The sequence below is a fragment of the Thermoactinomyces sp. DSM 45891 genome, assembly GCF_900119485.1.
GTDB lineage: Bacteria > Bacillota > Bacilli > Thermoactinomycetales > Thermoactinomycetaceae > Baia.
Genome location: NZ_FPJZ01000008.1, coordinates 39041 through 62658 on the forward strand (window position 1 = coordinate 39041; position 23618 = coordinate 62658).

The window sequence follows — 23618 nt, forward strand, 5'->3', positions numbered from 1 at the left end:
ATCAGCCTTTGAGTATCGAACTCATAGGCTGTTTTTTTAATTAATTTGTTCCATCTGCTGTGCTTTCCATAATGCCCGTTCGGTTTGGATTAACTCGCTTTTTAATTGGCGAATTTGATCATTTAAACGTAATTGCTCTTGGCGTGTTTGACGTGCTAACGGCTCATCTCCACGATGAGTGGCCATTTGAAAATCGTTTTGTTTTTCTCGTTCTTTTTTTTCGAGTCGTTCGATTTCGATGTGTAGGTCTTCGATTTGACGCTGATAGATCCAAACGGTCATATTGTCATCCCTTTCCAAATTATGTATTTTATATGTTTTTCCGTGGGGGGTGTTATTTCCTGCTAAGGTCTTATAGAAAAGAAAAAGGAACCGTTTCACACATCAGGGATCAAGTGTGAAACGGTTTCTTTTTGAATCTCTTTTATTTGTTTCACTCTAAACAATAAAAAATACAGTCCCTAAAATCACATATACGAGTAACAATAAAGTGCCTTCGTACCAGTTGGTAGAGCCATCTCGTGATACGGATGAGGCAATGAAGGCAGATACGGCAACAGCAGCCACTTCGTAGTTGGTAAAGACGAGATCCATAGGCCGGTTGAATAGTAGGCTGACGAATACAAGCATAGGGGCGACGAATAAGGCAATTTGTAAACTACTGCCGATAGCGATTTCTACAGCAGCTCCCATACGGTTTTTCATTGCTAAAAAGATGGCTGCACTATGTTCAGCGGCATTCCCGATGATGGCAATGAGGAATGCACCAACAAACATCTCGGTCCAGCCCAGCGCATGTGCGACAGATTGGACGCTATGTACTAGCCATTCGGATTGAATGGCAACAAAGGTAGTGGAGATGACGAGTACAAGGATCGAGCCCCGTTTTGACCAGATCGCATGCTCTTTATCTTCAATCCCATCCACCATACCGTCAATGGATGCACCTAGCTCGTTCCGATGAGTGATCAAGGAAAAGATGAGCCACAAAATATAGGCGAGAATGAGGGCCACGGCGATGATCACACTAACTGTGATATCTTCCTCCGCTGTAACACGCTGGGGATCTGTTAGAAAAGCCGCTGGGACAAAGAGTGCGATGACGGCAAGCATCATGAGAGAGGCATTATGTCCAGCCAAGACAGGGTTGAAATTTTGTGTTTTGTATTTTACACCACCCATGAACATAGATAATCCTAGTACAAGTAATAGGTTTCCGATGATTGAACCCGTTATGCTCGCCTTTACCATATCAAATAGGCCCTCTTTTACGAGGAAGATGGCGATAATCAGTTCAGCAGCATTCCCAAACGTTGCATTGAGAAAGCCTCCAATTCTTTCACCCGCATAGTGTGCTACACTTTCGGTTGCTTTTCCTAGAAGAGCTGCCCATATAAGTAATGATAAACAAGCTGTACCAAATTGTAATGGTTGAATGGAGGTATAAAAATGAGCCCAAGCACTCAATAATGTAAAGACAGCTAGTAATGGGTACCAAATTTTTTTGTTCACAAAATCCACACCTTTCTATGTTAGAATGAGCGATTTATCTACAAATTAGACATGTATGAATCTGGATTTTGTCATAATCTGTTGAAGTTAGTTCAAACTAAAGATGCGGATGACAGAAAATTTGTCAAAGACACAAGAAGGCTGTAGGCTTGATGTGCCTAGTATTTAAGCAGGAAAATCCAATTTTTAAGCGAAATATTGCATCATGCTAAAATTTGGAAAGGAGGGGGACAAATGGAGTTTACAAGGGATACCGCCATATTTATAGATTTAGAGAATGTGTACTATGGATTAAAGAAATATCACATGGATCCAGATCATCCTGAGATACATCATAATTTATTTTTGCGCCTACAAGAGTATTATGGGAAGGATTCCATTCGTATGATGGAAGCATATGCCGACTTTGAACAGATGGATCTGTCAATGATGAGCTTGCAGAAGAAACGAGTACACGTAAACCAAGTTTATGGAAATGGTCGTGAAGGCAAGGAAAGAAAAAATGCAGCAGATATCCAACTTTGTTTAGATGCGATGGAGGTGCTGTACCAAATTCCTGAGATCACAACCTTTGTAATTGTCAGTGCGGATCAGGATATGATTCCACTCTTAGATCGTCTATGGTCAAAAGGGAAAAAAGTGGAGTTGTTTAGTTTGTGGGATGAGAGTTTATCGAAATCATCACAGATTCAAGAGTTCTGTGATCAGTCACACAATATCCTGGAGTTCATTAATATTGAAAAGATGAATGACTACACGCAAATCGATCGTATTATGCACAATGCCGTATTGCAAATTTACGAGTGGTATCGAGATCCAAATAATATCGGCAAGAGTTATGGTAGTACTTGGATTAAGAACGACTTAGCCAGAAAGTTTAGTCTGAGTGAATTAGAATCGAACCACTTATTTACTCGATTAGTAAAAGGGAAATATCTTCTTCCTTATGAAATTGAGATTGATGAAAAGATCTTTTACGGGTATAAAGTAAATCTTACACATCCACAGGTTCAGATGATTGTAAAGATCGCAGGATATAAAGTTAGTTAAGAAGATTTTTGTAGAAATAACATGAAATGGTTCTCTCTTCTTTTCAAAGACCCTGTATGCTACAATAAAGAAACGAGAGTGAAAACTCTAACTTGTTATGGTTACTATCTATGTATGGTCACAGGGGTGTCTTTTATGACTGAAGCTAACGGTGGAATCATTCGAATCGCCGATGATGTAGTGGCGGTCATAGCTGGGATGACAGCTAGTAAAGTTCCTGGAATTTCCAGTATGTCCGCAGGTATGACAGAGGGGCTTGCTAAACGAGTAAGTGGTAAAAACCTGACCAAAGGGGTACATGTGGAAGTTGGGGAGCGAGAGACAGTAGTCGACTTACGCGTAATCGTTGAATATGGAAAAGAGATTCCCGCTGTATGTCGTGAGTTACAATATGAAGTAAAAGAAGCGGTAGAGAACATGACAGGACTCCATGTTGTTCAGGTGAATGTTAAGGTGGAAGGCGTAGATTATCAAAACCAGACTATCTTATAATACTGGGCAAATGGACTTTGAAACAACAAATAACAAAGGAGATGCGCTTTCAAAAAAGCATCTCCTTTGTTATTTGTTCTAAATGGATGTGGATATGTAGATGAGTAGCAGCCTACGCACTGGCAAGAGCGTTTTCGAGTTCGGCTACTTTTTGGTGAACTTCTTCAGTTAACTCTGCTGGAATTTCGGAATTTTCATCCATTCCATGTGGGAAGAAGTGACGTACGAAGTAGGGGACGTCTAATTCTAGACGGGCTTTTGGGCTCTCTAATTGTTTTTTGTTCACCACGACAGCACGAAGACGTAGGTAGTAATCCACCTCATCAACCGTATACTTTATATCGTACGTTGCTTTCGTATAATCCCAAGCTCCGCGGAAGAAGCCGAGCCCAGACATGATGGCTTCTAAGTCTTTGAACTCCTTTTGGACTCCTTTTGTTTTCGAATCACGAAAAAACATAGTGTGTGCCTCCTTTGCAATGCACTACTGACATCCTCAATGATAATATGAAGAAGATCATCGTGCAACCGAATACCATTTTAGCTGGAAAATATCTGGAGGGGAAATAGATTATGAAACAGATGATAGAGAAAATATATCCAAAAATCGTAGGAATACGTAGATATTTACATCAACACCCTGAGCTTTCTTATCATGAGGAGCAAACAGCAGCACTTGTAACCAAACATTTAACGGAGCTGGGTTTAGAAGTGAAAACGCGGGTGGGTGGTTTACATGGCGTGACAGGTTTCTTGAGAGGATCGAAACCGGGACCTACTGTGGCGCTTCGAGCGGATATGGATGCTTTGCCCATTGAAGATGCAAAAAATTCCGTGTATCGATCGACCGTACCGGGAGTGATGCATGCTTGCGGCCATGATGGGCATACAGCTACCTTGCTGGGAGTAGCTGAGATCTTGTCCGAGATGAGAGACGAAATAGAGGGACAAGTCTTATTCATTTTCCAACCAGCTGAGGAAGTTCCACCAGGCGGGGCGTTTGCAATGGTGCAAGAAGGGGTTGTGGATCAGGTGGCCGGCATATTTGCCCTACATCTGTGGGCGACTAGTCCAACAGGGACAATTGGAACGCGATCGGGTGAGTTGATGGCAGCGGCTGATAATTTTACGATTGAAATTCAGGGAAAGGGTGGACACGCTGGAATCCCTCATCAATGTGTCGATCCGATCGTGATTGCCTCCCATCTTGTTATTCAATTACAGAGTATTGTAAGTAGACAGATTGATCCGCAAAAAGCAGCTGTGATATCGGTTTGTAAGATAGAGGCGGGCGATTCTCATAATGTAATTCCTGATAGTTGCCTGATTTTAGGAACCGTTCGGACGTTTGATATGGCTGTTCGCGACTCGATTGTAGAAAAGTTGGATCATATGTGCCAAGGCATAGGAAAATCATTTGGAGCAGAGTGCAAACTTACCTATGTAAATGGTTACCCAGCCGTTGTAAATCATCCAGAGGCGACAGAGTTAGTCCGGAGTATAGCACTGGATGTAGTGGGTCAGCAGGGATTAGTCGAAACGGAACCGATAGCTCCTGGTGAAGACTTTTCTTATTTCCTCCAAAAGGTACCCGGTGCCTTCTGCTTTGTGGGTTGTGGTAATCCTGAGCAATATTTTGGGTCCCATCACCACCCTCATTTTGATATCGATGAAGAAAGTATGAAAATCGGGATGGAATTACTCGCAAACCTAGCGCTTCGGTTTTTGGACAAGGAAAGCAGTCGTGCTGAGCTTGCGGAGTGCATGGAATAAGTAGGGACTGGAGAGACTACTGAGGAATATTCAACGATAAAAGGAGTTTTTTCCTATGAGTAGTCCAGTTCGAGAGATCATGTCAACAGATCTTCAAGTTCTTTCACCGGATGATAATATCTATGAAGCAGCCCTCATGATGAGACAAAAAGATGTGGGGATCATCCCCGTCTGTGAAAATGGAAAGATTTGTGGAGTGGTTACGGATCGAGATTTAGTCATTCGTGGTATTGCAGAGAAGCGTCCGAATTCAAGCCAGATTGGGGAAGTGATGTCGGATGAACTTGTAACGGGGAGTCCAGATATGACTGTCGACGATGTAGCATTGCTAATGGCTGATTACCAAGTCCGACGCTTACCTATTGTGGAGAATGAGATGCTAGTTGGTGTGGTTTCATTAGGAGACTTAGCAGTCCACATGCCGTATATGAACGAAGCAAGTGAAGCATTAAATGAGATTTCACATAATACGGATCACGGATATGTCCAATAACCAAAAGCGATTCCTTTTACGGGAATCGCTTTTGGTTATTGGACATATCAGAGTATTTCTTACGTAAATGTCATCGTAGGGACTCCTGATTTGATTGTAAAAGGTTTTTGCCTAGGCTCTTTTTCGATCACTAACATGCTGTCGTAGTAGGTCATGGAGCCAATCGAAGTGGTGTATTGATCCACTTCTTCGTTATGCCATCCATATAGGGAATCCACTATATTTTTGGTGTAGTTAATAAAGTTTTCCTTACTATTCTTACCACCTCCATAGGGTGTAAGATAGCTGGTGTGCATATCTTCTATGAGATATACACCATTAGGGGAAACCTCTGAAAACATTTCTTCAAATGTGATTTTTTGTTGATGCATATGATGGCCCCCATCATCAATGATGATATCGAATTTAGGGAGGTGTGGTTTTATTTGCTTCCAAAAATTTCGATCTCCTTGATCGCCTATGATGATATTAATTCGCTCTTCTACCAGTTCTTTGCACTTTTCATAAATATCTAAGCCGTATATCGTGGCTTGTGGACCAAAATAATTTTTCCACATTTGAAGAGACCCGCCGTGATAAACTCCAATTTCTAATACATTTATTTTTTTATTTACAAATCGACTGAAATGCCGCTCGTAAATATTTAAATAATGATCCCATTTATCAACCAAATGATTGTTATTCGAAAAAAAGTATTCCCGTAGTCTACTCATTTGAGTTCTCCTTTGCCTGGGTTTTCTACTCTTAAATGTATTATGGTTCAACCAATTTAGACCCTTGAAAGAGCGATTCTACTTAAAAAGGAATCACTTTTTTTGTTTGTGTAAAAACTAATGATGACGATAGATAAGAAAGGATGGTTTATGATGATTTTTACAACGATTGGACATCAGCAATTGGTTCATCAACATGTTGTGTATGAAGTATTTCTATGCACCCTTCAATCGGATCAACAGAAGATGACGAGATTTTCACTGAAATTCAGGGATGTATATCACGGATGGTTAAAGCGTTTAGAGGAACATGCTATTCAGCAGAAGGAGTTTGTAGAGCGTGAATTAGAGCAATATGGGGTGCGAATCCTAGCTACAAGACTGAAGTTAGGATATCGAGAAGTAAGGTATCTCCATCAAGATGCTACATACACAGATAAGCTTTTAAATGAATGGTTGAAGAAAGAGTGTGAGCAGCTATTTTGTTCGTACACGTATTTGATGTAGGAATAAAATTGTACTTCGGGTGCAGGCTAAAGAAGATGGAAGGAGTGTACATAAGTTGGATAAACAATCAAAGAAAAAGAAGAAATTAGAAGATGAATATCAACAAATAGCTGATAAATATCGACCGAAACCAAAGGTATTTATGAATTGCCTCAAAGCATTTTTAGTAGGTGGATTTATCTGTGTGATCGGCCAAGGTCTAGGAAAATTATACGCTCATTTTGGCATGGATCCAGTAACTGCTGCTAATACGACTGTAGCCACTTTGGTATTTCTGTCCTGCCTATTAACAGGGCTTGGAGTATATGACACGATTGGTCAGTGGGCGGGAGCAGGGACTGCTGTTCCTGTAACCGGTTTTGCCAATTCGATGGCATCTGCGGCATTGGAACATAAATCAGAAGGCTGGGTATTGGGAGTTGGAGGGAATATGTTTAAGATAGCAGGTGCCGTCATTACATTTGGAGTGGTTTCTGCGTTTTTAGTGAGTCTTATTCAAATGATCGTAAAGATGTTTATCTAGGAAAAGAGGAGGGAGAATGGTGCATCGACGCTGTATTGGATCAAGTACATTTCAATTTTTAAATGATGTACGCTTACAATCAAGTGCTGCTGTAGTGGGACCTAAAGAAGGAGCAGGACTTCTAGGTAGAGAGTTTGACCTGATTCACAATGATTTATATGCAGGGCAGGAGACGTGGGAGAAGGCCGAGCGGAAAATATTAGAGGATGCTGTAAACATAGCGATTGAGAAGGCGGGACTTAAGACAAAGCAAATCGGAGCGTATCTCGCTGGAGATTTGTTGAATCAAAATATTACAGCCTCTTTTTCTGCTCAGACGACACAAATCCCATTTATGGGTGTTTATGGAGCTTGTTCGACTTCGATGCTATCTTTGCTTTTAGCCACCTCATTAGTAGATGCAGGATTTGTGCAGTATGCAGTAGCAGGGGTAAGTAGTCATAACTGTACAGCAGAGAAACAGTATCGTTTCCCAACAGAGTTTGGTGGTCAGAAGCCTGATACAGCCCAGTGGACTGTAACGGGAGCAGGAGCAGGAGTTGTGGGGATCGGGGGGGATGGCCCCTGTATCACACATGCTACAGTAGGTAAAGTAATGGACCTAGGTGTAAAAAATCCATTTGATATGGGCTCAGCCATGGCCCCCGCTGCCGCAAATACCATTGCAACTCACTTTCAAGATACTGGGAGAAAACCAAGTGATTATGATCTCATCGTAACAGGCGATTTGGCTACTGTGGGCCATCCGATTGCTAGAGAATTACTGATGAATGAAGGATATCAAATGGGGGAGCGATTCCGAGATTGTGGCATGATGATCTACAGTGAGGAACAAGAACAGTTTGCTGGAGCAAGCGGATGTGCTTCCAGCGCCTGTGTAACCTATGGACACCTTATGAAAGAAATAGAAAGAGGCAAACTTCACCGTATCCTAGTCGTTGCAACGGGTGCCCTATTATCACCTATTTCTTACCAACAAGGGGAGCCCATCCCTTGTGTAGCCCATGCTGTTGCGTTTGAGTCGGATACGCATAAATGAAAATAAACTAAGGGCGATATGTCTGATCTCCGCGATGTTAGTGTAAATATCGTTGTTCACATCTACAGGAAATCGCCCCTTCATCACGAACATATCTCTAGCTAGTTGCACCACGACTCAGACTTGAAGGAGAATGCTCGATGAATGCGATTTTGTCCTATTTACCTGCAATAGAAGAAAAGCGAATTCAACAAATCTGGCTGGAAGCGACGTACCGATGTCAAATTGAAGATGCTGATACGTTTCCACCTCAACTAGTTTATCAAGTTGCCAATGGATACGAAGTGAAAGGCTTGCAGGTTGCCTTGGAAAGGGTGATTCCACAGCAAACATCATTTTGTATCCATTGTTTTGGAGTGGGTATGACGGGAGTTAGGAACCCGCGATTCTACATTCCCATTGTGAAGAGCTATCCCCTTGTTCAACTTCAGCAAACCATTTGGGAAGAGACAAGATTGATTCGGATGGGGATCTGCCCTACATATCAACCGAATGAATGGATACCACGTATCTATTTTCCGTTTGTTAGGGTGACCCCATATCAAGCTTCTAAACTGTACAACGATTTAAAACAGATGATGACACAAGATCATATTTTTATTCAACAAGTATCTTGGGTCTCATCGAAAGCCACTGGAGCGGGACAAAAGAGGGATTTTTCATTTTTATCATAAAAATTAGGTTTCACCAGGAAGATAGGAGGTATTATAATAATAACAAAGTGATATCACTTTGATAACAAAATATGAAATGGGTGATAAGTTTGGAGCGGATGAAAGAGCAAAATGCTTGGCATGTGAATGGATTTCTTGCTATGTCTGTTCAGTTGCTTATATTGTTTGTTGGTGCAGTTGTGCTAGGCACTTCTGAAGACGGGGGTCAAGTGTTCGGTATCATTTTATTTGTGATAGGTCTGCTGCCATCTGGTGGGTATGTCGTGATCCAGCCGAATGAGTCGCGTGTATTTACGTTTATGGGGAAGTATATAGGTGAGCTTCGGGAAGAAGGATTCCATTTCGTAAACCCGTTCTCTCAACGTACAAAGATTAGCTTACGGGTACGGAATTTTCATACAGATCGAATAAAGGTGAATGATGCAGACGGAAATCCTATCGAGGTTGCAGCGGTTATCGTGTGGAGAGTAAAGAGACCAACCCATTCTACGTTTCATGTGGATGATTATAAGAAATTCGCCGATATTCAGAGCGAAACGGCTCTTCGCTCCCTAGCAAGCCATTTCCCCTATGATGCTCCACAGGATGGATTGTCTTTACGTGGGAATCCAACTGAGATTATGAATACCTTTGAGAAGGAACTTCATGAGCGTTTAGAGATTGCTGGGATCGAAGTAATGGAAGCGAGAATTAGTCACCTTGCCTATGCACCTGAGATTGCGCAAGTGATGTTACGTAGACAACAAGCCTCTGCTGTAATTGCTGCTCGAAAGCAAATTGTGGAAGGTGCTATGGGCATGGTAGAGACGGTACTGGCGAAATTAGAGAAGAAGGGCTTTGAATTAGATGATGAGAAAAAGGCAGCTATGGTGAATAATTTACTCGTCGCCTTGGTCTCAGAAGGTAATGTAAACCCTGTGATTAATACAGGTACCCTTTATCAATAATGAACTCTAAAAAGAAATTCCTACTTCGTCTAGATCCAGACCTCTATCAGGACCTTGAAAAATGGGCAGCGGATGAGTTTCGAAGTGTGAATGCTCAAATCGAATTCATTCTACGCTCGTCTGTTTCAAAACATCGAAAGCCGGGGCAATCAAAGGATAAACAAAATACAGAAGGGGATCTCTAAGATCCCAGGTAGAGTAAGTATATTTTTATAGAAGTCCAAGCCATAACACCTCATTCTTCATATCTAGGAGAAAGAGGTGATTTTTTATGGAAAGTCATCAAGGGGGTCAGCGGTTTACCTTTCTCTATCAAAATGAATCCAGAGTAGAGCGTTTCTTAGAGCTAGGTTGTCAGATGGAGTATGTCGGTTGCTACACGCCGATGATAACAGCAACTGTGTCATCTTGGAAACAAATGAGAGAAATAGAGAAGGACTCTGAATTAGTTCATGTAGAGTCAGAAAGTTCCCTCCAGCTACTTCCATACGAATTAAAAAAAGTTTATACAAAGAAACGCCCTGTAAAAACAAGACAAAAAGGTGAAGTATTACCTTGGAATATCCGTAGAGTTCTTCGAGGAAAAAGCCGAACTTTTACAGGAAAAGGAATTAAAGTTGGGATTATTGATACGGGTATTGATTTTAGTCACCCCGATTTGAGTCAAAACGTCCATGGTGGAGTTAATATTATTGAGCCAGGAAAACCCCCTCATGACTTAAATGGTCATGGAACACACGTGTCGGGAGTAATTGGGGCAGCCGTCAATCAATTAGGTATTATTGGGGTGGCTCCGGATGTATCTCTGTATGCGATTAAAGTGTTAAATAAGAAAGGAGTTGGATCTCTATCTGATCTCGTTCGCGGGATTGAATGGGGAATTTCTAATAATATGGATATCCTTAATATTAGCATTAGTGGTGGCAAGGTGAGTCCAGTTGCATTAGAAAAAGCAATTCAAGTAGCGACGCGTAGAGGTATTTTTGTCGTTGCGGCTGCAGGAAATGCAGGACAGTTATCGGGCAAAGGGGATACAGTGGAAGTCCCTGCTAGAGTATCCAATGCAATTGCAGTGGCTGCACTTAGTAAAAGTAATAAGCGTGCCTCTTTCTCGGCAACTGGATCTACGGTAGATGTGGCCGCTCCAGGAGTGAAAGTAGTCAGCACATATCCGGGTATGAAATATGCTGCTTTAAGTGGAACCTCAATGGCAGCAGCTCATGTATCAGGGGTGCTGGCTCTTTTCAAACAGAAGCATCCAAAAGCAAGTCATGCGACGATTCTAAAGAAATTATTTGCTTCAACGAAAGTGCTTAGTTCATCAGGGCGAAACTCATTGACAGGACGTGGCTTGGTACAATTTTAGAAATGAAAAAACACGCTTTCTCTAGAAGGAAAGGCGTGTTTTTTCAATGTCTACATATGTAAGAGTGCGTCGTCGTGATCCTGTACTATATCGCTTTTATCGGATTTCCGAACGAGTAAACGAGTGATGCTACGAGAGTCCATCTCTTGTACGGTAAAGGTGAAATCTAGGAAATGAACCGAAACCCCGACTTTAGGTAGAGCTTGTAGTTGAGAGAAGACCCAACCACCAATAGTGTCATTGTTGTCATCTTCAATTCCAATGTGAAAGTGCTCGTTAACCTCTTCGATTAGCAGTCTAGCATCAATAGAAGTTCCGCTCGATTTTTCTTGGAAGAAAGGACGCTCATCGTCGAACTCATCTTGGATCTCCCCAACGATTTCTTCAATAATGTCTTCTAAGGTGACGATTCCAGAGGTGCCGCCATATTCATCGATTACAATGGCCATTTCTGTTCTATTTTTTTGGAGTGTCCGTAATATATCTTTAATTTCCATCGTTTCGGGTACCTGGACAGATGGGCGAGCAATCTCAATTAAATCGGGAGTTCCGCCCTCAATCAGGCATTCATATAGGTCCCTGATATGTACCACACCTAGAATTTCATCTTTATCTTTCCCGCATAATGGGAAACGTGTAAATTGACTTTTCTTAGCGACATCAATGTTTTCTTCTATAGAGTCCGTTGCATAAAGACATATCATATTGATTCGGGGAACCATCACTTCACGACCCACTCGGTCTGCAAACTCAAAGATGTTATCAAATAGAGAAAGCTCTGTTTGATCAATGATCCCGCTTTTATGGCTTTGTTCTACTAGCATTCGGATCTCTTCTTCTGTGTGAGCGGCTTGGTGCTCAGCATCTATGCCTACTCCTAGCCATTGCAAGAGTTTATTTGCTGAAGAGTTTAATAACCAGATGGGGGCACGGAAGAGCATAAAGAACCAGTGTAGGGGTCTTGATATGACAAGTGTAACTCGCTCAGCTTGACGAATGGCTAGTGATTTTGGTGCCATTTCACCAATGACAATATGTAAAAATGTAATAATCGAAAAGCCTATGGCAAACGAGATGATATGCACTACATTTTCGGGCAAATGAAGGTATTGAATGAGCGGTGTAATCAATTTTGCAACAAACGGTTCACCAACCCAACCAAGTCCAAGTGATGCCAGAGTAATTCCAAGTTGTGTAGCGGATAGATATGCATCTAGATTAGCAATTAGTTTTTGTGCTGCTAGAGCGCGAAAATTACCTTCTTCAGTTAATTGGGCGATCCGTGTGGAGCGCACCTTTACCAAGGCAAACTCTGAAGCTACGAAAAAACCATTTAGAAGCACAAGAAATACAACTAATCCAAAATTCCAAAACGTACTTACCAGATCGCTATCCAACGATTGAGACCCCCTATGTGTAGAAAATGTTACCTATTTTGAACAACATTATACCTTAGGAACTGCCTTGTTATAAAGGAATATTAGTCCTCTGAAAATTGTATGACAGTCAGCTGCTGATTAGTTGGACAAATAAGGTGGCTAAACCAAAATAAATCATCAATGAGACGACATCGTTAATCGTGGTAATGAGTGGCCCGGATGCAACAGTAGGATCGATCTTAAAGACTTGTAGGACCATCGGGATCACCGTGCCTACAATCGTCCCGATAATGAGTGTGAAAAATAAGCAAACTGCTACTAAAATTCCTAATCGTCCATCGTAAGAAAGACTAATAAATCCTAAAATAAACAAGCTACAAAAAAATCCTATGAGCATGGCAATGGTACTTTCTTGGCGTAGTAGTTTTCCGTAATTCTCTCTCGTTAATTCTCCATTTGAGATCAGTCGAATCACGGTTGCTAAGGATTGCGTTGCGGCATTTCCAGTCATCCCAGCGATCATAGGCATAAAGATTAATAAAATCGGTAGTTTTTGAGTGGTTTCTTGAAACAGATTAATGAGATTAGCCGTGATTAACCCTATGAGAAGTAGTAAGATCAGCCAAGGAATCCGCTTACGGACCGCTTGTAGTGGAGAGACAAATAGTCCTTGGTCACCTCCGCCCCCGGAGAAGTTAGCAAAGTCTTCTTGAGCCTCCTCAATTAATACATCCATTACATCATCCACTGTAACAATCCCACGTAGTGTGTGATGGTGATCCACCACAGGAACAGCGAGCAGATCATATCTCGTAAAGACTTTCGCTACTTCTTCTTGGTCCAAGTCCACAGGTACCGAGATAATTCGCTCATACATGATGTCATGAATTTTAACTTCAGGCTTTGCGACTAATAACTCCCGTAGTGAGACGACCCCTAGCAGGTGCCCGCTCACATCGACTACATATAGATAATAGATGGTTTCAGCATTGGGGGCTTTTTGACGTAGTTGCTCGATTGCTTCGGAAGCGGTGATCTCACTCATAATATGAACGTACTCAGTCGTCATTAATCCGCCTGCTGTATCTTCAGGGTAGTGAAGGAGGTCTCGAACATTTTCTGCTTCCGGTTGATCTAGTTTGGTAAGAATGGATTCTGCTTCATTTTGACTAATCTCTCCAAGGAAGTCGGCTAGGTCATCTGAAGAGATTTCACGAAAAATCTTTGATTTTAGCGCATCGGGAATCAGACTCATAAATTTCCTTTTCTGCTCAAGATGTTCCATCTCTTCAAAAAGGTGAGCCGTCTTAGAGACAGATAGATAGGAGAGCAACTCTTTCTGCTGTTCTTCATCAATGAAAAAGAAAAATTGGCGTAGATCATAAGGTGGTAGCTCTTCTAATATCTCTCGAATAACATCTGGGTCATTCATTTCTAATTTAGACTGTAATTCAGCTAATTCTGTAAGAGAGATCATGTTTCTCTCCTTTCTGACTGAACAACTGTATGGGTGATGGCATACAATAGATCATCTAAGTTGGCGGAAGGGGAGGAAATGTGCATGGAAATGGAAAAATCAACTATGAATGATAAAATCCATACCAACCTTGTCTCGATTCAATCATGGATGCAATTTCGAAGCCAATATTTCTACAATTGGCGTCCATCTCGATTTGTGTCACCTGTTAGTCTGCACCGAAATGAGGAACGTTATCATAGTTTGTGGGAATCACCTGAATCACCACAGTCTCCTTGGATTGAAGTGAAAGACGAGTAAGGATGAACCCGAAGAATGCTTCTTACCTAAGAGGCATACATAGTAGGGGAAGCAGTTTGCTTCCACCCTTCCTTGCTATTTCCCTCCACTGGCACTCTTGGAGGGATTTTTTTCGTACATCTTCCAGAACACGGAAGGGAAAAGTTTGTTAAAATATATAGGGAGGGTGAGATCGGAATGAAGACGATTGATATGACTGAATTACTATCAGATGCCTATGACTTGGCTGATGAGATCAATAAATCGCACGAAGTGCAATGTTACCTTAATAGTCAGGCGGAGTTACAAGAGGATGCTGAGGCTCAAAAATTAATAAGGGAGTTTCAGAAGCAGAAAGAGCTATACGAAGAAACAAAGAGATTTGGTATTTTTCATCCAAATTATCATGAAGCCAAGCAGAAGATAGAAGAAGTACAGACGCAATTACGAAATAACTTAGTGATTCGCCAGTTCCTAGAAGCAGAAGAGAGATTGGATCAACTTTTATACCAAATCTCGTCTACAATTGCAAAATCTGTCTCACACCAAATTCATATTCCGATTCCAGAGTCAAGCACACCACGGGAACAGAGACGAGGAATGTGTCAATCATAAGCATCACTTACTACTAGGTGGATCGTAAGCGGACACAATCCGGACACCCGTTGCCACAGCAAAAACTTTTTTCCATGGGTGCAACAAACTGGGCGCGATATACATAGGCATGTGTTGAGGTGCGAATAAAAAGGTATGTGAAGTTCCAGATGGTCCCGATGATCAGTTCTTGAGCTATGTCTTGCAACTCATTTTCAAATGTTTCCCTTGTCGGATAGTGCTCTTTATTTGCATATAGAAAGGCCACCCCTGCATAGGGGCGTACGGTTAGTGCTAAGTCAGAATGATTTTTTTGGTTTATTTGTTCTTGTAGTTTTTGGTATAGTGGGTTTCTCAATTCAGTTCTCCTTCTTTCTATAGAGTTGAATGAAGTACCTTCACATGGTACGATAAAGGTAGTTCTCCCCGCGTTTCCTAACCAAATATGAAAGGAAAGCTACGAAATATATTGTAGTGGTACCTTGTTATGAATATGGTCGAACGTTTAGGGCTCGTAGTGTGGGTGAAAGATCTAAAATCGGCTAAATCCCTTTCACGTATGGGGAACATTCATTATATCTCCAAACGATTTAAGTATGTGATTCTATATATTGATCGAAAATCAGCAGATCAATGGATAAAGCGAATTGAGCGCCTTCCGTATGTAGAAAGAGTGGAACGTTCTTATCGAAGTAGCATTTCACTGGATTTTGGAAAAAAAGTAGATCTTCCTACGACCTAACGAAATTTGTACAAACAATAATCAGATCTGTCGCTATCATTCTAGTGGCGGATCTTTTTTAGTTCCCGTACAATTAGAGAATAGAAAGCTTTATAAGAAAGGATGATCACGTTTTGAATAACTTTTTACAAGATATCAAGCAAAAAATAGGAAAAAGTGTCGAACAGGTTAGTAAATCTTCGCAGAGAATGCTTGAGGTGAATCGCCTAAACCAAAAATTGAATGGAAAGAAGCAGGAATTAGGTCAATTGATGAGTCAACTTGGACAGTATACCCTTCAGCAGTGGGAACAAACGCAAACCGTCCAGATGAATTCAGAATTAGAAGCTCAGTTTCATAAAGCAACGGCATTAAAAGATGAAATTCAATCAATTGAAAAGATGATTCAACCGTTAAAAGAAGAGACAAATCAACCCAGAACGGATTATTTTCAAAGTATGTCCAAAGCACCACAAGCAGGTGAGAGGCCGATTGCGCCGATGTCGATGGCTGTTGTTTATATTTGTCCTTCTTGTGCCCACCAAATACCGAACCAATCCAACCAATGTTCTACTTGTGGTCAAAGATTTTATTAGAAAAATAAATAATTGTAATAGTGTTAAATATTTCCTTTTTTTATGTAGTCATTTTTGCTACAATATGGAGGAAACTTGTAGAAAAAACGGAAATAAATATGAGATATGTCATCCTTCTAGTTGAATATGGAGAAAGGGGTGCTTGACATTGAACCATCGTTCTGTAGCAATAACGATTACCAGCGGAAAAGGTGGAGTAGGAAAGTCAACTACTGTTGCATCCGCTGGTTTAGGTTTGGCTCAGTTAGGCTATCGGGTTTGCTTGGTGGACACGGATATTGGTCTTCGTAAGTTAGATTTGATGCTAGGACTTGAAAACCGCATTGTGTATGATTTGGTAGATGTTGTAGAAGGGCAATGTAAGATCAGACAAGCTCTAGTGCGCCATAAGGAGTACCCAGATTTGGCATTGTTACCAGCGGCCCAAACCCGCTATAAAGAAGAAGTCGTTCCACAACAGATGGAGCAATTGATTCATGAGCTTCGAAAAGAATTTGATTATATTCTAATTGATTCACCAGCTGGAATTGAAGGTGGATTCCGTAATGCGATTGTTGCTGCTGATCGTGCCATTATTGTCGTAAATCCAGAAATCCCGTCTGTACGGGATTCAGATCGGGTTATTGGCCTTTTGGAATCAGCTAATATAGGAGAGATTGACCTTATTATTAATCGGGTCCAATCGGATATGGTAAAGGATGGTGATATGCTTAGTGTAGAACGAGTGCAAAACCATTTAGCCATCAACTTACTGGGAATCGTACCAGAAGACAAGCGGATTATCCGTTCGTCCAATACAGGGGAGCCAGTCATTTTAGACGAGAAATCAATGGCTGGAAAAGCATATGCCAACATTGCTCGTCGTCTCTCTGGTCATGACGTTCCATTCCTAGAGTTAGAGTCGGATACATTGATCTCAAAAATCAAACGCTTGTTTCATATAGCATAGGGGGCGCGAGTGGAATATGACATTTTTAAATATGTTTGGTAGTAAAGAAGAGCCGACCGCTACCAAGGCAGATGATCGTTTATCCTTAGTTTTAAGCTACCAGCGTTCTGATATAGATGAGAGAAAGCTAAAGTTCTTTCAAGCTAGATTGATTGAACTTTGCGACGAATTTGACTTTGATGTTGTGGGACAAGTTACGATAATTCCTCAATCCAAGGAACGAACGACGATTATTAACGCCAGTATTCCCGTTCGCAGAAAAGAAAATGGGTAAAAAGCACGATCCATTCTGGTTCGTGCTTCTGTCCTCCTTATAGAAAATGCCGATGTTGTAAACGACTGGACAAAAAATCTGCCACGATGTTGGGGAAATTTTTGTCCTCTTCTAATGTCAATAAGGCGATTGAAACGCGAGTGCATCCATACTGTCTCATTAATCTAACTAATTGATCTTTTGTTGCGGGAGTAGATCGACCGTATCGATCTTCGAACGTTTTTAAAATTAGTGATTCTTCAAACGAAGGATGTGCTTTTTGGAGTGTGGCTCGATTCAATTGCCAGTCTTGTAGTTGTCGTCGTTTGCGGGGACGTTGCTCTGGAACGAACGAGAACTTTTCTGGATTTTTTCGGCGTAATGTATAGATTCTTTGATAAATAGCACCTTGAGTCCGAGATAGTTTTGACTCTAATTCCGTAATGGCAGTGGAAAGAGACTTTCCTTCTTTCAAAAAACGATTTACTGTAGCGATTACTAGATCTTCTTCTTCCTCTTCCCAACTGTTTAAGCGAAATGTGGTAAGGTCCCCGTCGTTTTGGATAAATCGATGGGGATTTTCTGCACGTAGTTTTCGAACATGAGACATAATCCCAGCGTATCCTCTATTTAAATCCAATGAGATTTGCTTTAATAAATCTCGATCCCGCTTACCTGCTGCAGATCCTTTATTTATAGCCTCTATGATATAGGTATTTTCTTCCTCTGTATACTTCCCTTTTTTTGGATCATACATTTTCCGAACTCCTTTCTCCATAAAATCTGGATACTTTATATTTATTAATATAACAGAAAAGACAGTCATTTTTCTACGTAGGTATAAAAAGGGAGATTAATGACGATACACATTAATAGGTTTTATTTTTGGAAAAAGGAGGAAATGAAGATGAATTCTTTAACTATAAAAGAAATTAGCTCCTTCCTATCGACACGAAAACATTTTCCAAAGAAGTCCCCCACAGAATCACCACCACATAAAAACTGGGATTCTTCTGCGCGTGCTGCTATTGTCATTTTATGGGGGCTTCTTGTTTATCCTCAATTAGATAAAGATCTTCAACAAAGAAGACAGAAAAAAATCGTTACGATTGCTGAATTACAACGGCTATTTTTTGAATATCTTGGCAGTAAAGAACAATGTATGCAAATTTTATTATTGCTAAAGAATCATGATTACATACGAATGGATGAAGAACAAACATCGATTTCTGCGGGCACAGAACTTTATAAAGCAGTAGACGCATTAAAGATGTATCGATTGTTTCGTGATTCGATCATCTCTCGTTCCTTTTATCAACAAAATCAATGAAACCAGCTTGATATTTCGCTAAGCTGGTTTTTTATGTATTTATTCTTTATTCTCTGTATCAAGCAATAGATCAATTTCATGGCGAATTTTAATTAAATCTTCTGTTGAGAGTTTAGAAAGATCACGGATCATGATTTCTAGTTTCATGGATCGGAATTCTTCCAGAAAGGGTGGCATATAATGGTTCTTAACTGACATAGGAAAAACTCCTTTCGATTAAATAGTTATATTTAGCGTAGTTTCTATTTTATCAAAATCAAGAATGGATTGTGTGTGTGAATAAGAACGGTTGGTTAAGAGTTACTATTGTTATTCGCCCAAAAAAATGTACTTTGTGGTTTTGATTTCCGTAATTGGGGTATATAAGGTTTTAATCCCTTTTACTTGTCTCTAAAATAAAAGATAAGAGGTGCTGGAGATATGCAAGAAAAACTACATGCACTGGAAGAGCGGTTAAACCAATTGGAGCAAGAATACTTATTAGCAAAAGAGCGTCATGAGTTCTTGCAACAGTACGATTTGTACGAAGAGATGAAGCAGATTTGGAAAGAACGTCGTGACCTTAAAAAGCAAGCAAAGCTTTGCAGTTGAAGATAAAATAGCAAAAAGCAGATGTCTCCCAAATGAGATATCTGCTTTTTTATTTATTTGTTTACAAAATAAAAAGTACCAAAATTTCCTACACATGAAAAACTTATTTCGACACAATATAAGAGTACAAACAGCGAGGAGGTGAAACAAAATGGCTCGTAACTCTAACTCATTGGTTGTAAACGGTGCAACTCAAGCTCTTGATCAAATGAAGTATGAGATCGCTTCTGAGTTTGGTGTACAACTTGGCGGTGAAACTACTTCACGTGCTAACGGTAGCGTAGGTGGAGAAATCACTAAGCGTCTTGTTGCTTTGGCTGAATCACAACTTGGCGGATTCCGTGGTTAATTGAATACTTGGTTAGAAAGGCAGTGGTGATCCCACTGCCTTTCGTCATTTCTTTTGTTATAATGAGAGAAACCTTTCTTATGAAAAAAAGGAGTTTTTTATGAAAACATTCGGTCACGGTAGTAACCTCAATGGTCACATGTCCACTATTGAGATGATAGCTGATACATTTAGCCCTAGAGTAAATACATATTTAGAGATGTATGATGAAGTAATAATAGGTACTCTAGATTTTGATCAAAATAAGATTTATCAATACGGACTTTTAACATCATTTGCGATTAATGAAGAAGAAGACCAAGTGCAATTCTCTTTTGAGACCTTACATGAGAAGAGCTTCCAGTCCCTAACGGAGAACTATCAAGACTTATATCTGACCCATGAGGGAGTTTTCGATCTACTTTTTCCTACGGATGATCATACGGATCAGCAGGTAGAGTATAGAGTGTTATTTTTGACTTGGGTTGATTTTCATTCAGGAGAAGAGAAAACGTATTTTATCGCACCTAATCATATCGTCCCAGAACCCCTTGCCTGTGTAGCGGAATTTTGGCCATTGGTAAGTGAGATCGGGAGAGATGTTGATTTTCAGAAAACGGGATGTCATGCCAATGAGATGAAAGAAATCCTAAAGCGAGTCAAACAACAATCGGAAAAAGAATAGTTAGTAGAAGGGTAGAAGTCCAAAAACTTCTGCCCTTTTTCTGTGTGATTGGGTATTGACATAGACAAAGTGTAGCATGGACACATACTTCTAAGGTATCACGAGAGAAACTAATTACTTCTTTTTCTTGCGAGAGCTAAGCACTGTTTTCACTAAGTCGTTTAATCCAGGGGAGTTGATCAGGTTAAATAAAGAGTCAGTCTTGTCTATATCTTCTGAGATGGTCTGTTTCTCTTCTTCATCTGAAGCCTGTTTTGTGGGTTTGTCCTTTGGAGAGGGCTTTGGTTTTAGCTGCGATTGGTTTAGTTGTGATAAGGCCCCGATCATTTGTTTAAAAGCACCTTGATCTTTAAATGCCCGAGAAAAGGATTGAAATGCTTCGATCATTTGTTTTACATCACTTGATTTCTTAGAAAAGTTTCCTGCAAGTCCCTCCAGTTTCTTCATGGATTCCATAAAGTTAAGTCGAACCGATTTACTTTTAGTTTGGGGATGGGTAGAAATTGTTTTCCCTCTTGTGGATCGAGTGGATTTACGTGATGAAAAAGTCGTGTTGTTTATAAATGGACGTTTGTGGGACTTGGGCTTTCTTGATTTCATGATATAACACCTACCTACAAAGCCCAGTTTACCTATTTATATTCACTTACCATCCTGTTAGTGAAGGGGAGTGGCAAAATGACACAGAGCTGGTGGACCCCTTCGAATTCCTCTAGGCGTGTGAAGAGGTTGAGAAGAATTTATAATCTGAAAGAAGGCTCTCAACTTGATCGCTATATTAGGGAAATGCGCCAACTCGGGGTTCGGCCTGTTCGTTTTTTAGCTGAAATTGGAATTGTGATTGGCGAGTATACGCCTGACCATCAGTCAGAAATTAGATTAGGGAAGCATCCAGATGTAGAATTAGTGGAACCTGATCTTCGAATTACGATTACAGAGCCCTATTTAAATTCAAACTCTACTTCTTTTGCTTCTCCTTATGTGACCGTTCCATGGGGGGTACAACGCGTAGAAGCGGAGAAAGTTTGGAATAGGACTAGAGGGAAAGGGATTAAAATAGCTGTAATTGATACGGGAATCGATGGTGAACATCCAGCCATTAAGCCGAATTTTCGCGGTGGGGTGAATATCTTATCCCCTAATTCCACCCCGATGGACTACAATGGACACGGGACGCATGTAGCCGGAATTATCTCAGGAAGATCGAGTGAGATGGGGATTATTGGAGTAGCTCCAAAAGCGAGTATCTATGCAGTAAAGGCATTTAATCGGAAGGGAAGTGCTAATCTTTCTGATTTATTAACAGCTATTAACTGGTGTATCGAAAATAATATGAATGTTATTAATATGAGCTTCGGAATGGAAAAAGTAAGTGAATCATTGCGGCATGCCATTCAAGTTGCTCATAAAAAAGGGATTGTGATGATTGCAGCATCAGGAAATCAGGGACTGAATGGTAGAATTGATTATCCAGCCAGATTTCCAGAAACGATTGCGGTTATGTCGGTTTCGATGGATAATGACATTTCTTCCTTTAGTAATCGAGGCAAAGGGGTAGATATAGCAGCACCCGGGGAAAAAATCCCTTCTGCATGGCTGAATCAAACGAGGAAAGAAATGAGTGGAACATCTATGGCGGTGCCTCATGTATCTGGCATTGTAGCACTCATCCTTGGGTTAGATAATACGCTGAATCCTGAACAGATTCGGTACCTATTACTTCGTACATCGCGGAGAATAGATGCAGAAGAAATTGGGTTGGTGAATGCGGTTCAGGCTTGTAAGTCACTACAGAAGGTGACACGACGTTCTCTATAATAAAATTGGTTACTTAGAAATGGATGTTTCTAGGTAACCAATTGGGCTCGTTACATAAAATTATGGATTCAATCTGCTGATCATTTTGTGGTAAACTTAACGTTACATAATGAATAACACCCCACTCCGGTGTATTGGGTTGGAGTGGGGTTGAATCTGTCCAACTAGTTTTGTTGATTTTTGTTCATTTTAGCCCGTGCTTGCATGTTATTACCAGCACTGTTTTCAGAAGCAAACTCAGTGTCCATGCTTTGCATGTTGCTATCCGCAGAAGCGGCATTGGCAGCTACAGAATTAGCGGCACTAGATTCAGAAGCGAACTCAGTGTCCAAGCCTTGCATATTGCTATTAGCAGAAGCGGCATTGGCAGCTACAGAATTAGCGACACTAGATTCAGAAGCGAACTCAGTGTCCAAGCCTTGCATATTGCTATTAGCAGAAGCGGCATTGGCAGCTACAGAATTAGCGACACTAGATTCAGAAGCAAACTCGGTATCTCGCTCATTGTTCATTGCATTTGGACCTTGTGGCGCGTTCATTTTTGATTTTCCTTGTGAAGAGTTGTTATTATTCATGACTTCTTCACCTCCTGTGCTCATAGTCTGCCCCTATAGAGGCTAATTAATTACATGTAAACATTTCCTTTTTTAATAAAATTTTCGGAGGTTCAAATGAAAGATTCGTTATATCGTGTATTATGGAAAGCAATTCCTACGCGCGGCGTCTCAAGAATTACGGGAGCTTTTGCAAAGCATCCGATTAGTAAAAAAGTGATACCATCTTACATTAATCATTTTCAAATTGAATTAGAGCCAGTAAAGAAACCGTTAGATCAATTTGATAGCCTACTTGATTTTTTTGTAAGGGAATTAAAACCAGAAGCTCGTCCCATTGATACCAATTTAGATCAAGTTGTAAGTCCTGTAGATGGTGCCGTTTCCCAAATAGGTGTGATTCAAGAAGGATCTTGTGTCTATGCGAAGGGAGAAGAGTACTCTCTTGCTGAACTGCTCGGAAACGATCCCCAGTACGTGGAGAAATTCCAAGGTGGAAAATTTGTCACTTTATATCTAAGTCCCCGTGACTATCACCGAATTCACATGCCAGTAGAGGGTGATATTGAAGGGTACACGTACCTTCCAGGCCCACTCTATCCGGTCAATCCTTTGGGAATGAGGTTGTTTCCAGAGTTGTTTGCAGTGAATGAACGACTCGTGACCTACGTTCGCTCATCAGCTGGCCTTGTTGCAGTAGTAAAGGTTGGGGCAACGAACGTAGGAAGCATTAAGGTAACGTATGATGAAGTGAGCACAAACAAAGGACACAGAGAAAATAAGCAAGTTCGATATCGAGAGGAACCTCATTTGTCAAAAGGTGACGAACTGGGGAGATTTGAGTTTGGTTCCACTGTTATCCTATTATTTGAACCGAACCGTATCGAGTGGACGATTCCAGAGGAAATAGGAACACCAGTTACCATGGGTAAATCTATTGCTAAGATAGTGGAATAGAGAAGGAACCTTAGAAGT

Annotated in this window: 34 protein-coding genes; 23 read left to right on the forward strand and 11 right to left on the reverse strand. The window is 40.7% G+C overall.

The genetic code is table 11. From position 1 onward, the window contains the following. Nucleotides 1-36: 36 nt before the first annotated feature. Both BT147_RS08350 and cax read right to left on the reverse strand, forming a co-directional pair. Nucleotides 37-282, reverse strand: coding sequence for a hypothetical protein (locus BT147_RS08350; protein ID WP_072333561.1), 246 nt, complete (start codon nt 280-282; stop codon nt 37-39). A gap of 156 nt (nt 283-438) precedes the next feature. Next, nucleotides 439-1512: a calcium/proton exchanger gene (gene cax / locus BT147_RS08355; protein ID WP_072333566.1), complete on the reverse strand. Its 1074-nt coding sequence runs from the start codon at nt 1510-1512 to the stop codon at nt 439-441. Nucleotides 1513-1746: 234 nt separating this feature from the next. On the opposite strand from cax, the gene BT147_RS08360 reads away from it, so the two are divergent. Next, complete coding sequence (locus tag BT147_RS08360) at nt 1747-2562, forward strand: NYN domain-containing protein (RefSeq protein ID WP_072333569.1); 816 nt, start codon at nt 1747-1749, stop codon at nt 2560-2562. 135 nt (nt 2563-2697) lie between these two features. Further along, nucleotides 2698-3054, forward strand: coding sequence for an Asp23/Gls24 family envelope stress response protein (locus tag BT147_RS08365; protein WP_072333572.1), 357 nt, complete (start codon nt 2698-2700; stop codon nt 3052-3054). A gap of 112 nt (nt 3055-3166) precedes the next feature. Here BT147_RS08365 and BT147_RS08370 read toward each other — a convergent pair whose 3' ends face one another. Next, nucleotides 3167-3514, reverse strand: coding sequence for a YugN family protein (locus BT147_RS08370; RefSeq protein WP_072333575.1), 348 nt, complete (start codon nt 3512-3514; stop codon nt 3167-3169). 113 nt (nt 3515-3627) lie between these two features. On the opposite strand from BT147_RS08370, the gene BT147_RS08375 reads away from it, so the two are divergent. Together BT147_RS08375 and BT147_RS08380 are read left to right on the forward strand one after the other, a co-directional pair. Further along, nucleotides 3628-4827, forward strand: a complete 1200-nt coding sequence (locus tag BT147_RS08375; RefSeq protein WP_072333579.1) for a M20 metallopeptidase family protein — start codon at nt 3628-3630, stop codon at nt 4825-4827. Between the two features lie 55 nt (nt 4828-4882). Continuing rightward, nucleotides 4883-5320 carry a CBS domain-containing protein gene (locus BT147_RS08380; protein ID WP_072333582.1) on the forward strand — a complete coding sequence of 146 codons (438 nt, stop codon included), beginning with the start codon at nt 4883-4885 and terminating at the stop codon, nt 5318-5320. Between the two features lie 59 nt (nt 5321-5379). Here the strand turns inward: BT147_RS08380 and BT147_RS08385 are convergent, their stop codons facing one another. Further along, complete coding sequence (locus BT147_RS08385) at nt 5380-6033, reverse strand: class I SAM-dependent methyltransferase (RefSeq protein ID WP_072333585.1); 654 nt, start codon at nt 6031-6033, stop codon at nt 5380-5382. 153 nt (nt 6034-6186) lie between these two features. Between BT147_RS08385 and BT147_RS08390 the strand changes: the two genes are divergently transcribed. The 7 genes from BT147_RS08390 (at nt 6187) to BT147_RS08420 (ending at nt 11089) form a co-directional block, all read left to right on the forward strand. Continuing rightward, nucleotides 6187-6540 carry a YhjD family protein gene (locus BT147_RS08390; protein ID WP_072333588.1) on the forward strand — a complete coding sequence of 118 codons (354 nt, stop codon included), beginning with the start codon at nt 6187-6189 and terminating at the stop codon, nt 6538-6540. A gap of 55 nt (nt 6541-6595) precedes the next feature. After that, entirely contained in the window at nt 6596-7063 is a 468-nt protein-coding gene (gene spoVAC, locus BT147_RS08395) for a stage V sporulation protein AC (RefSeq protein WP_072333591.1), read from the forward strand. A 19-nt stretch (nt 7064-7082) separates the two neighbouring features. Further along, nucleotides 7083-8102: a stage V sporulation protein AD gene (gene spoVAD / locus BT147_RS08400; RefSeq protein WP_286119262.1), complete on the forward strand. Its 1020-nt coding sequence runs from the start codon at nt 7083-7085 to the stop codon at nt 8100-8102. Between the two features lie 140 nt (nt 8103-8242). Continuing rightward, complete coding sequence (locus BT147_RS08405; RefSeq protein ID WP_072333597.1) at nt 8243-8776, forward strand: hypothetical protein; 534 nt, start codon at nt 8243-8245, stop codon at nt 8774-8776. 71 nt (nt 8777-8847) lie between these two features. Continuing rightward, a complete protein-coding gene (locus BT147_RS08410; RefSeq protein ID WP_286119264.1) occupies nt 8848-9723 on the forward strand; it encodes an SPFH domain-containing protein in 876 nt (291 codons plus the stop codon). Beyond that, complete coding sequence (locus BT147_RS08415; RefSeq protein ID WP_072333600.1) at nt 9723-9908, forward strand: type II toxin-antitoxin system antitoxin; 186 nt, start codon at nt 9723-9725, stop codon at nt 9906-9908. Before BT147_RS08410 ends, BT147_RS08415 begins: the two co-directional genes overlap by 1 nt. A gap of 86 nt (nt 9909-9994) precedes the next feature. After that, nucleotides 9995-11089 carry a S8 family peptidase gene (locus tag BT147_RS08420; protein WP_072333603.1) on the forward strand — a complete coding sequence of 365 codons (1095 nt, stop codon included), beginning with the start codon at nt 9995-9997 and terminating at the stop codon, nt 11087-11089. 50 nt (nt 11090-11139) lie between these two features. On the opposite strand, the gene BT147_RS08425 is transcribed toward BT147_RS08420, so the two are convergent. Together BT147_RS08425 and mgtE are read right to left on the reverse strand one after the other, a co-directional pair. Further along, complete coding sequence (locus BT147_RS08425; RefSeq protein ID WP_083426470.1) at nt 11140-12486, reverse strand: hemolysin family protein; 1347 nt, start codon at nt 12484-12486, stop codon at nt 11140-11142. Between the two features lie 109 nt (nt 12487-12595). Continuing rightward, nucleotides 12596-13945: a magnesium transporter gene (gene mgtE / locus BT147_RS08430; protein WP_072333606.1), complete on the reverse strand. Its 1350-nt coding sequence runs from the start codon at nt 13943-13945 to the stop codon at nt 12596-12598. A gap of 84 nt (nt 13946-14029) precedes the next feature. Here mgtE and BT147_RS08435 point away from each other — a divergent pair, with 84 nt between their 5' ends. Together BT147_RS08435 and BT147_RS08440 are read left to right on the forward strand one after the other, a co-directional pair. Then, nucleotides 14030-14245, forward strand: a complete 216-nt coding sequence (locus BT147_RS08435; protein WP_072333609.1) for a hypothetical protein — start codon at nt 14030-14032, stop codon at nt 14243-14245. A gap of 177 nt (nt 14246-14422) precedes the next feature. Beyond that, on the forward strand, nt 14423-14839 hold the full coding sequence (locus BT147_RS08440; RefSeq protein WP_072333612.1) for a YlbF/YmcA family competence regulator: 417 nt from the start codon (nt 14423-14425) through the stop codon (nt 14837-14839). A gap of 13 nt (nt 14840-14852) precedes the next feature. On the opposite strand, the gene BT147_RS08445 is transcribed toward BT147_RS08440, so the two are convergent. Next, nucleotides 14853-15176, reverse strand: a complete 324-nt coding sequence (locus BT147_RS08445; RefSeq protein WP_072333615.1) for a hypothetical protein — start codon at nt 15174-15176, stop codon at nt 14853-14855. Between the two features lie 129 nt (nt 15177-15305). Here BT147_RS08445 and BT147_RS08450 point away from each other — a divergent pair, with 129 nt between their 5' ends. The 4 genes from BT147_RS08450 (at nt 15306) to BT147_RS08465 (ending at nt 17358) form a co-directional block, all read left to right on the forward strand. Further along, nucleotides 15306-15560, forward strand: a complete 255-nt coding sequence (locus BT147_RS08450) for a YlbG family protein (protein ID WP_083426471.1) — start codon at nt 15306-15308, stop codon at nt 15558-15560. Nucleotides 15561-15673: 113 nt separating this feature from the next. Next, nucleotides 15674-16135, forward strand: a complete 462-nt coding sequence (locus BT147_RS08455) for a zinc ribbon domain-containing protein (RefSeq protein WP_072333618.1) — start codon at nt 15674-15676, stop codon at nt 16133-16135. A gap of 148 nt (nt 16136-16283) precedes the next feature. Further along, a complete protein-coding gene (gene minD, locus BT147_RS08460) occupies nt 16284-17084 on the forward strand; it encodes a septum site-determining protein MinD (protein ID WP_072333621.1) in 801 nt (266 codons plus the stop codon). A gap of 16 nt (nt 17085-17100) precedes the next feature. After that, nucleotides 17101-17358 (forward strand): cell division topological specificity factor MinE, encoded by a 258-nt coding sequence (locus tag BT147_RS08465; protein WP_072333624.1) that lies wholly within the window; start codon nt 17101-17103, stop codon nt 17356-17358. A gap of 37 nt (nt 17359-17395) precedes the next feature. Here BT147_RS08465 and BT147_RS08470 read toward each other — a convergent pair whose 3' ends face one another. Continuing rightward, nucleotides 17396-18094, reverse strand: coding sequence for a hypothetical protein (locus BT147_RS08470; protein WP_072333628.1), 699 nt, complete (start codon nt 18092-18094; stop codon nt 17396-17398). A gap of 150 nt (nt 18095-18244) precedes the next feature. Between BT147_RS08470 and BT147_RS08475 the strand changes: the two genes are divergently transcribed. Beyond that, nucleotides 18245-18667, forward strand: coding sequence for a hypothetical protein (locus tag BT147_RS08475; protein ID WP_072333631.1), 423 nt, complete (start codon nt 18245-18247; stop codon nt 18665-18667). 39 nt (nt 18668-18706) lie between these two features. On the opposite strand, the gene BT147_RS15485 is transcribed toward BT147_RS08475, so the two are convergent. Further along, nucleotides 18707-18865 (reverse strand): hypothetical protein, encoded by a 159-nt coding sequence (locus tag BT147_RS15485; protein WP_177239746.1) that lies wholly within the window; start codon nt 18863-18865, stop codon nt 18707-18709. A 222-nt stretch (nt 18866-19087) separates the two neighbouring features. Between BT147_RS15485 and BT147_RS15490 the strand changes: the two genes are divergently transcribed. From BT147_RS15490 to BT147_RS08485, 3 genes are all read left to right on the forward strand, one after another. Continuing rightward, nucleotides 19088-19258 carry a hypothetical protein gene (locus BT147_RS15490; protein WP_165873857.1) on the forward strand — a complete coding sequence of 57 codons (171 nt, stop codon included), beginning with the start codon at nt 19088-19090 and terminating at the stop codon, nt 19256-19258. Nucleotides 19259-19409: 151 nt separating this feature from the next. Continuing rightward, nucleotides 19410-19607, forward strand: a complete 198-nt coding sequence (locus BT147_RS08480; RefSeq protein ID WP_072333634.1) for an alpha/beta-type small acid-soluble spore protein — start codon at nt 19410-19412, stop codon at nt 19605-19607. A gap of 100 nt (nt 19608-19707) precedes the next feature. After that, on the forward strand, nt 19708-20271 hold the full coding sequence (locus tag BT147_RS08485; RefSeq protein WP_072333636.1) for a hypothetical protein: 564 nt from the start codon (nt 19708-19710) through the stop codon (nt 20269-20271). A 114-nt stretch (nt 20272-20385) separates the two neighbouring features. Here BT147_RS08485 and BT147_RS08490 read toward each other — a convergent pair whose 3' ends face one another. Beyond that, nucleotides 20386-20871, reverse strand: a complete 486-nt coding sequence (locus tag BT147_RS08490) for a hypothetical protein (RefSeq protein ID WP_072333639.1) — start codon at nt 20869-20871, stop codon at nt 20386-20388. A 78-nt stretch (nt 20872-20949) separates the two neighbouring features. Between BT147_RS08490 and BT147_RS08495 the strand changes: the two genes are divergently transcribed. Next, entirely contained in the window at nt 20950-22089 is a 1140-nt protein-coding gene (locus BT147_RS08495; protein WP_072333641.1) for a S8 family peptidase, read from the forward strand. A 164-nt stretch (nt 22090-22253) separates the two neighbouring features. On the opposite strand, the gene BT147_RS08500 is transcribed toward BT147_RS08495, so the two are convergent. Beyond that, the gene (locus BT147_RS08500) at nt 22254-22664 is read right to left on the reverse strand and encodes a hypothetical protein (protein ID WP_072333644.1); all 411 of its coding nucleotides are present in this window, start codon (nt 22662-22664) and stop codon (nt 22254-22256) included. A gap of 96 nt (nt 22665-22760) precedes the next feature. Between BT147_RS08500 and asd the strand changes: the two genes are divergently transcribed. Further along, nucleotides 22761-23600 carry an archaetidylserine decarboxylase gene (gene asd, locus BT147_RS08505; RefSeq protein WP_072333647.1) on the forward strand — a complete coding sequence of 280 codons (840 nt, stop codon included), beginning with the start codon at nt 22761-22763 and terminating at the stop codon, nt 23598-23600. Nucleotides 23601-23618 lie beyond the last annotated feature (18 nt).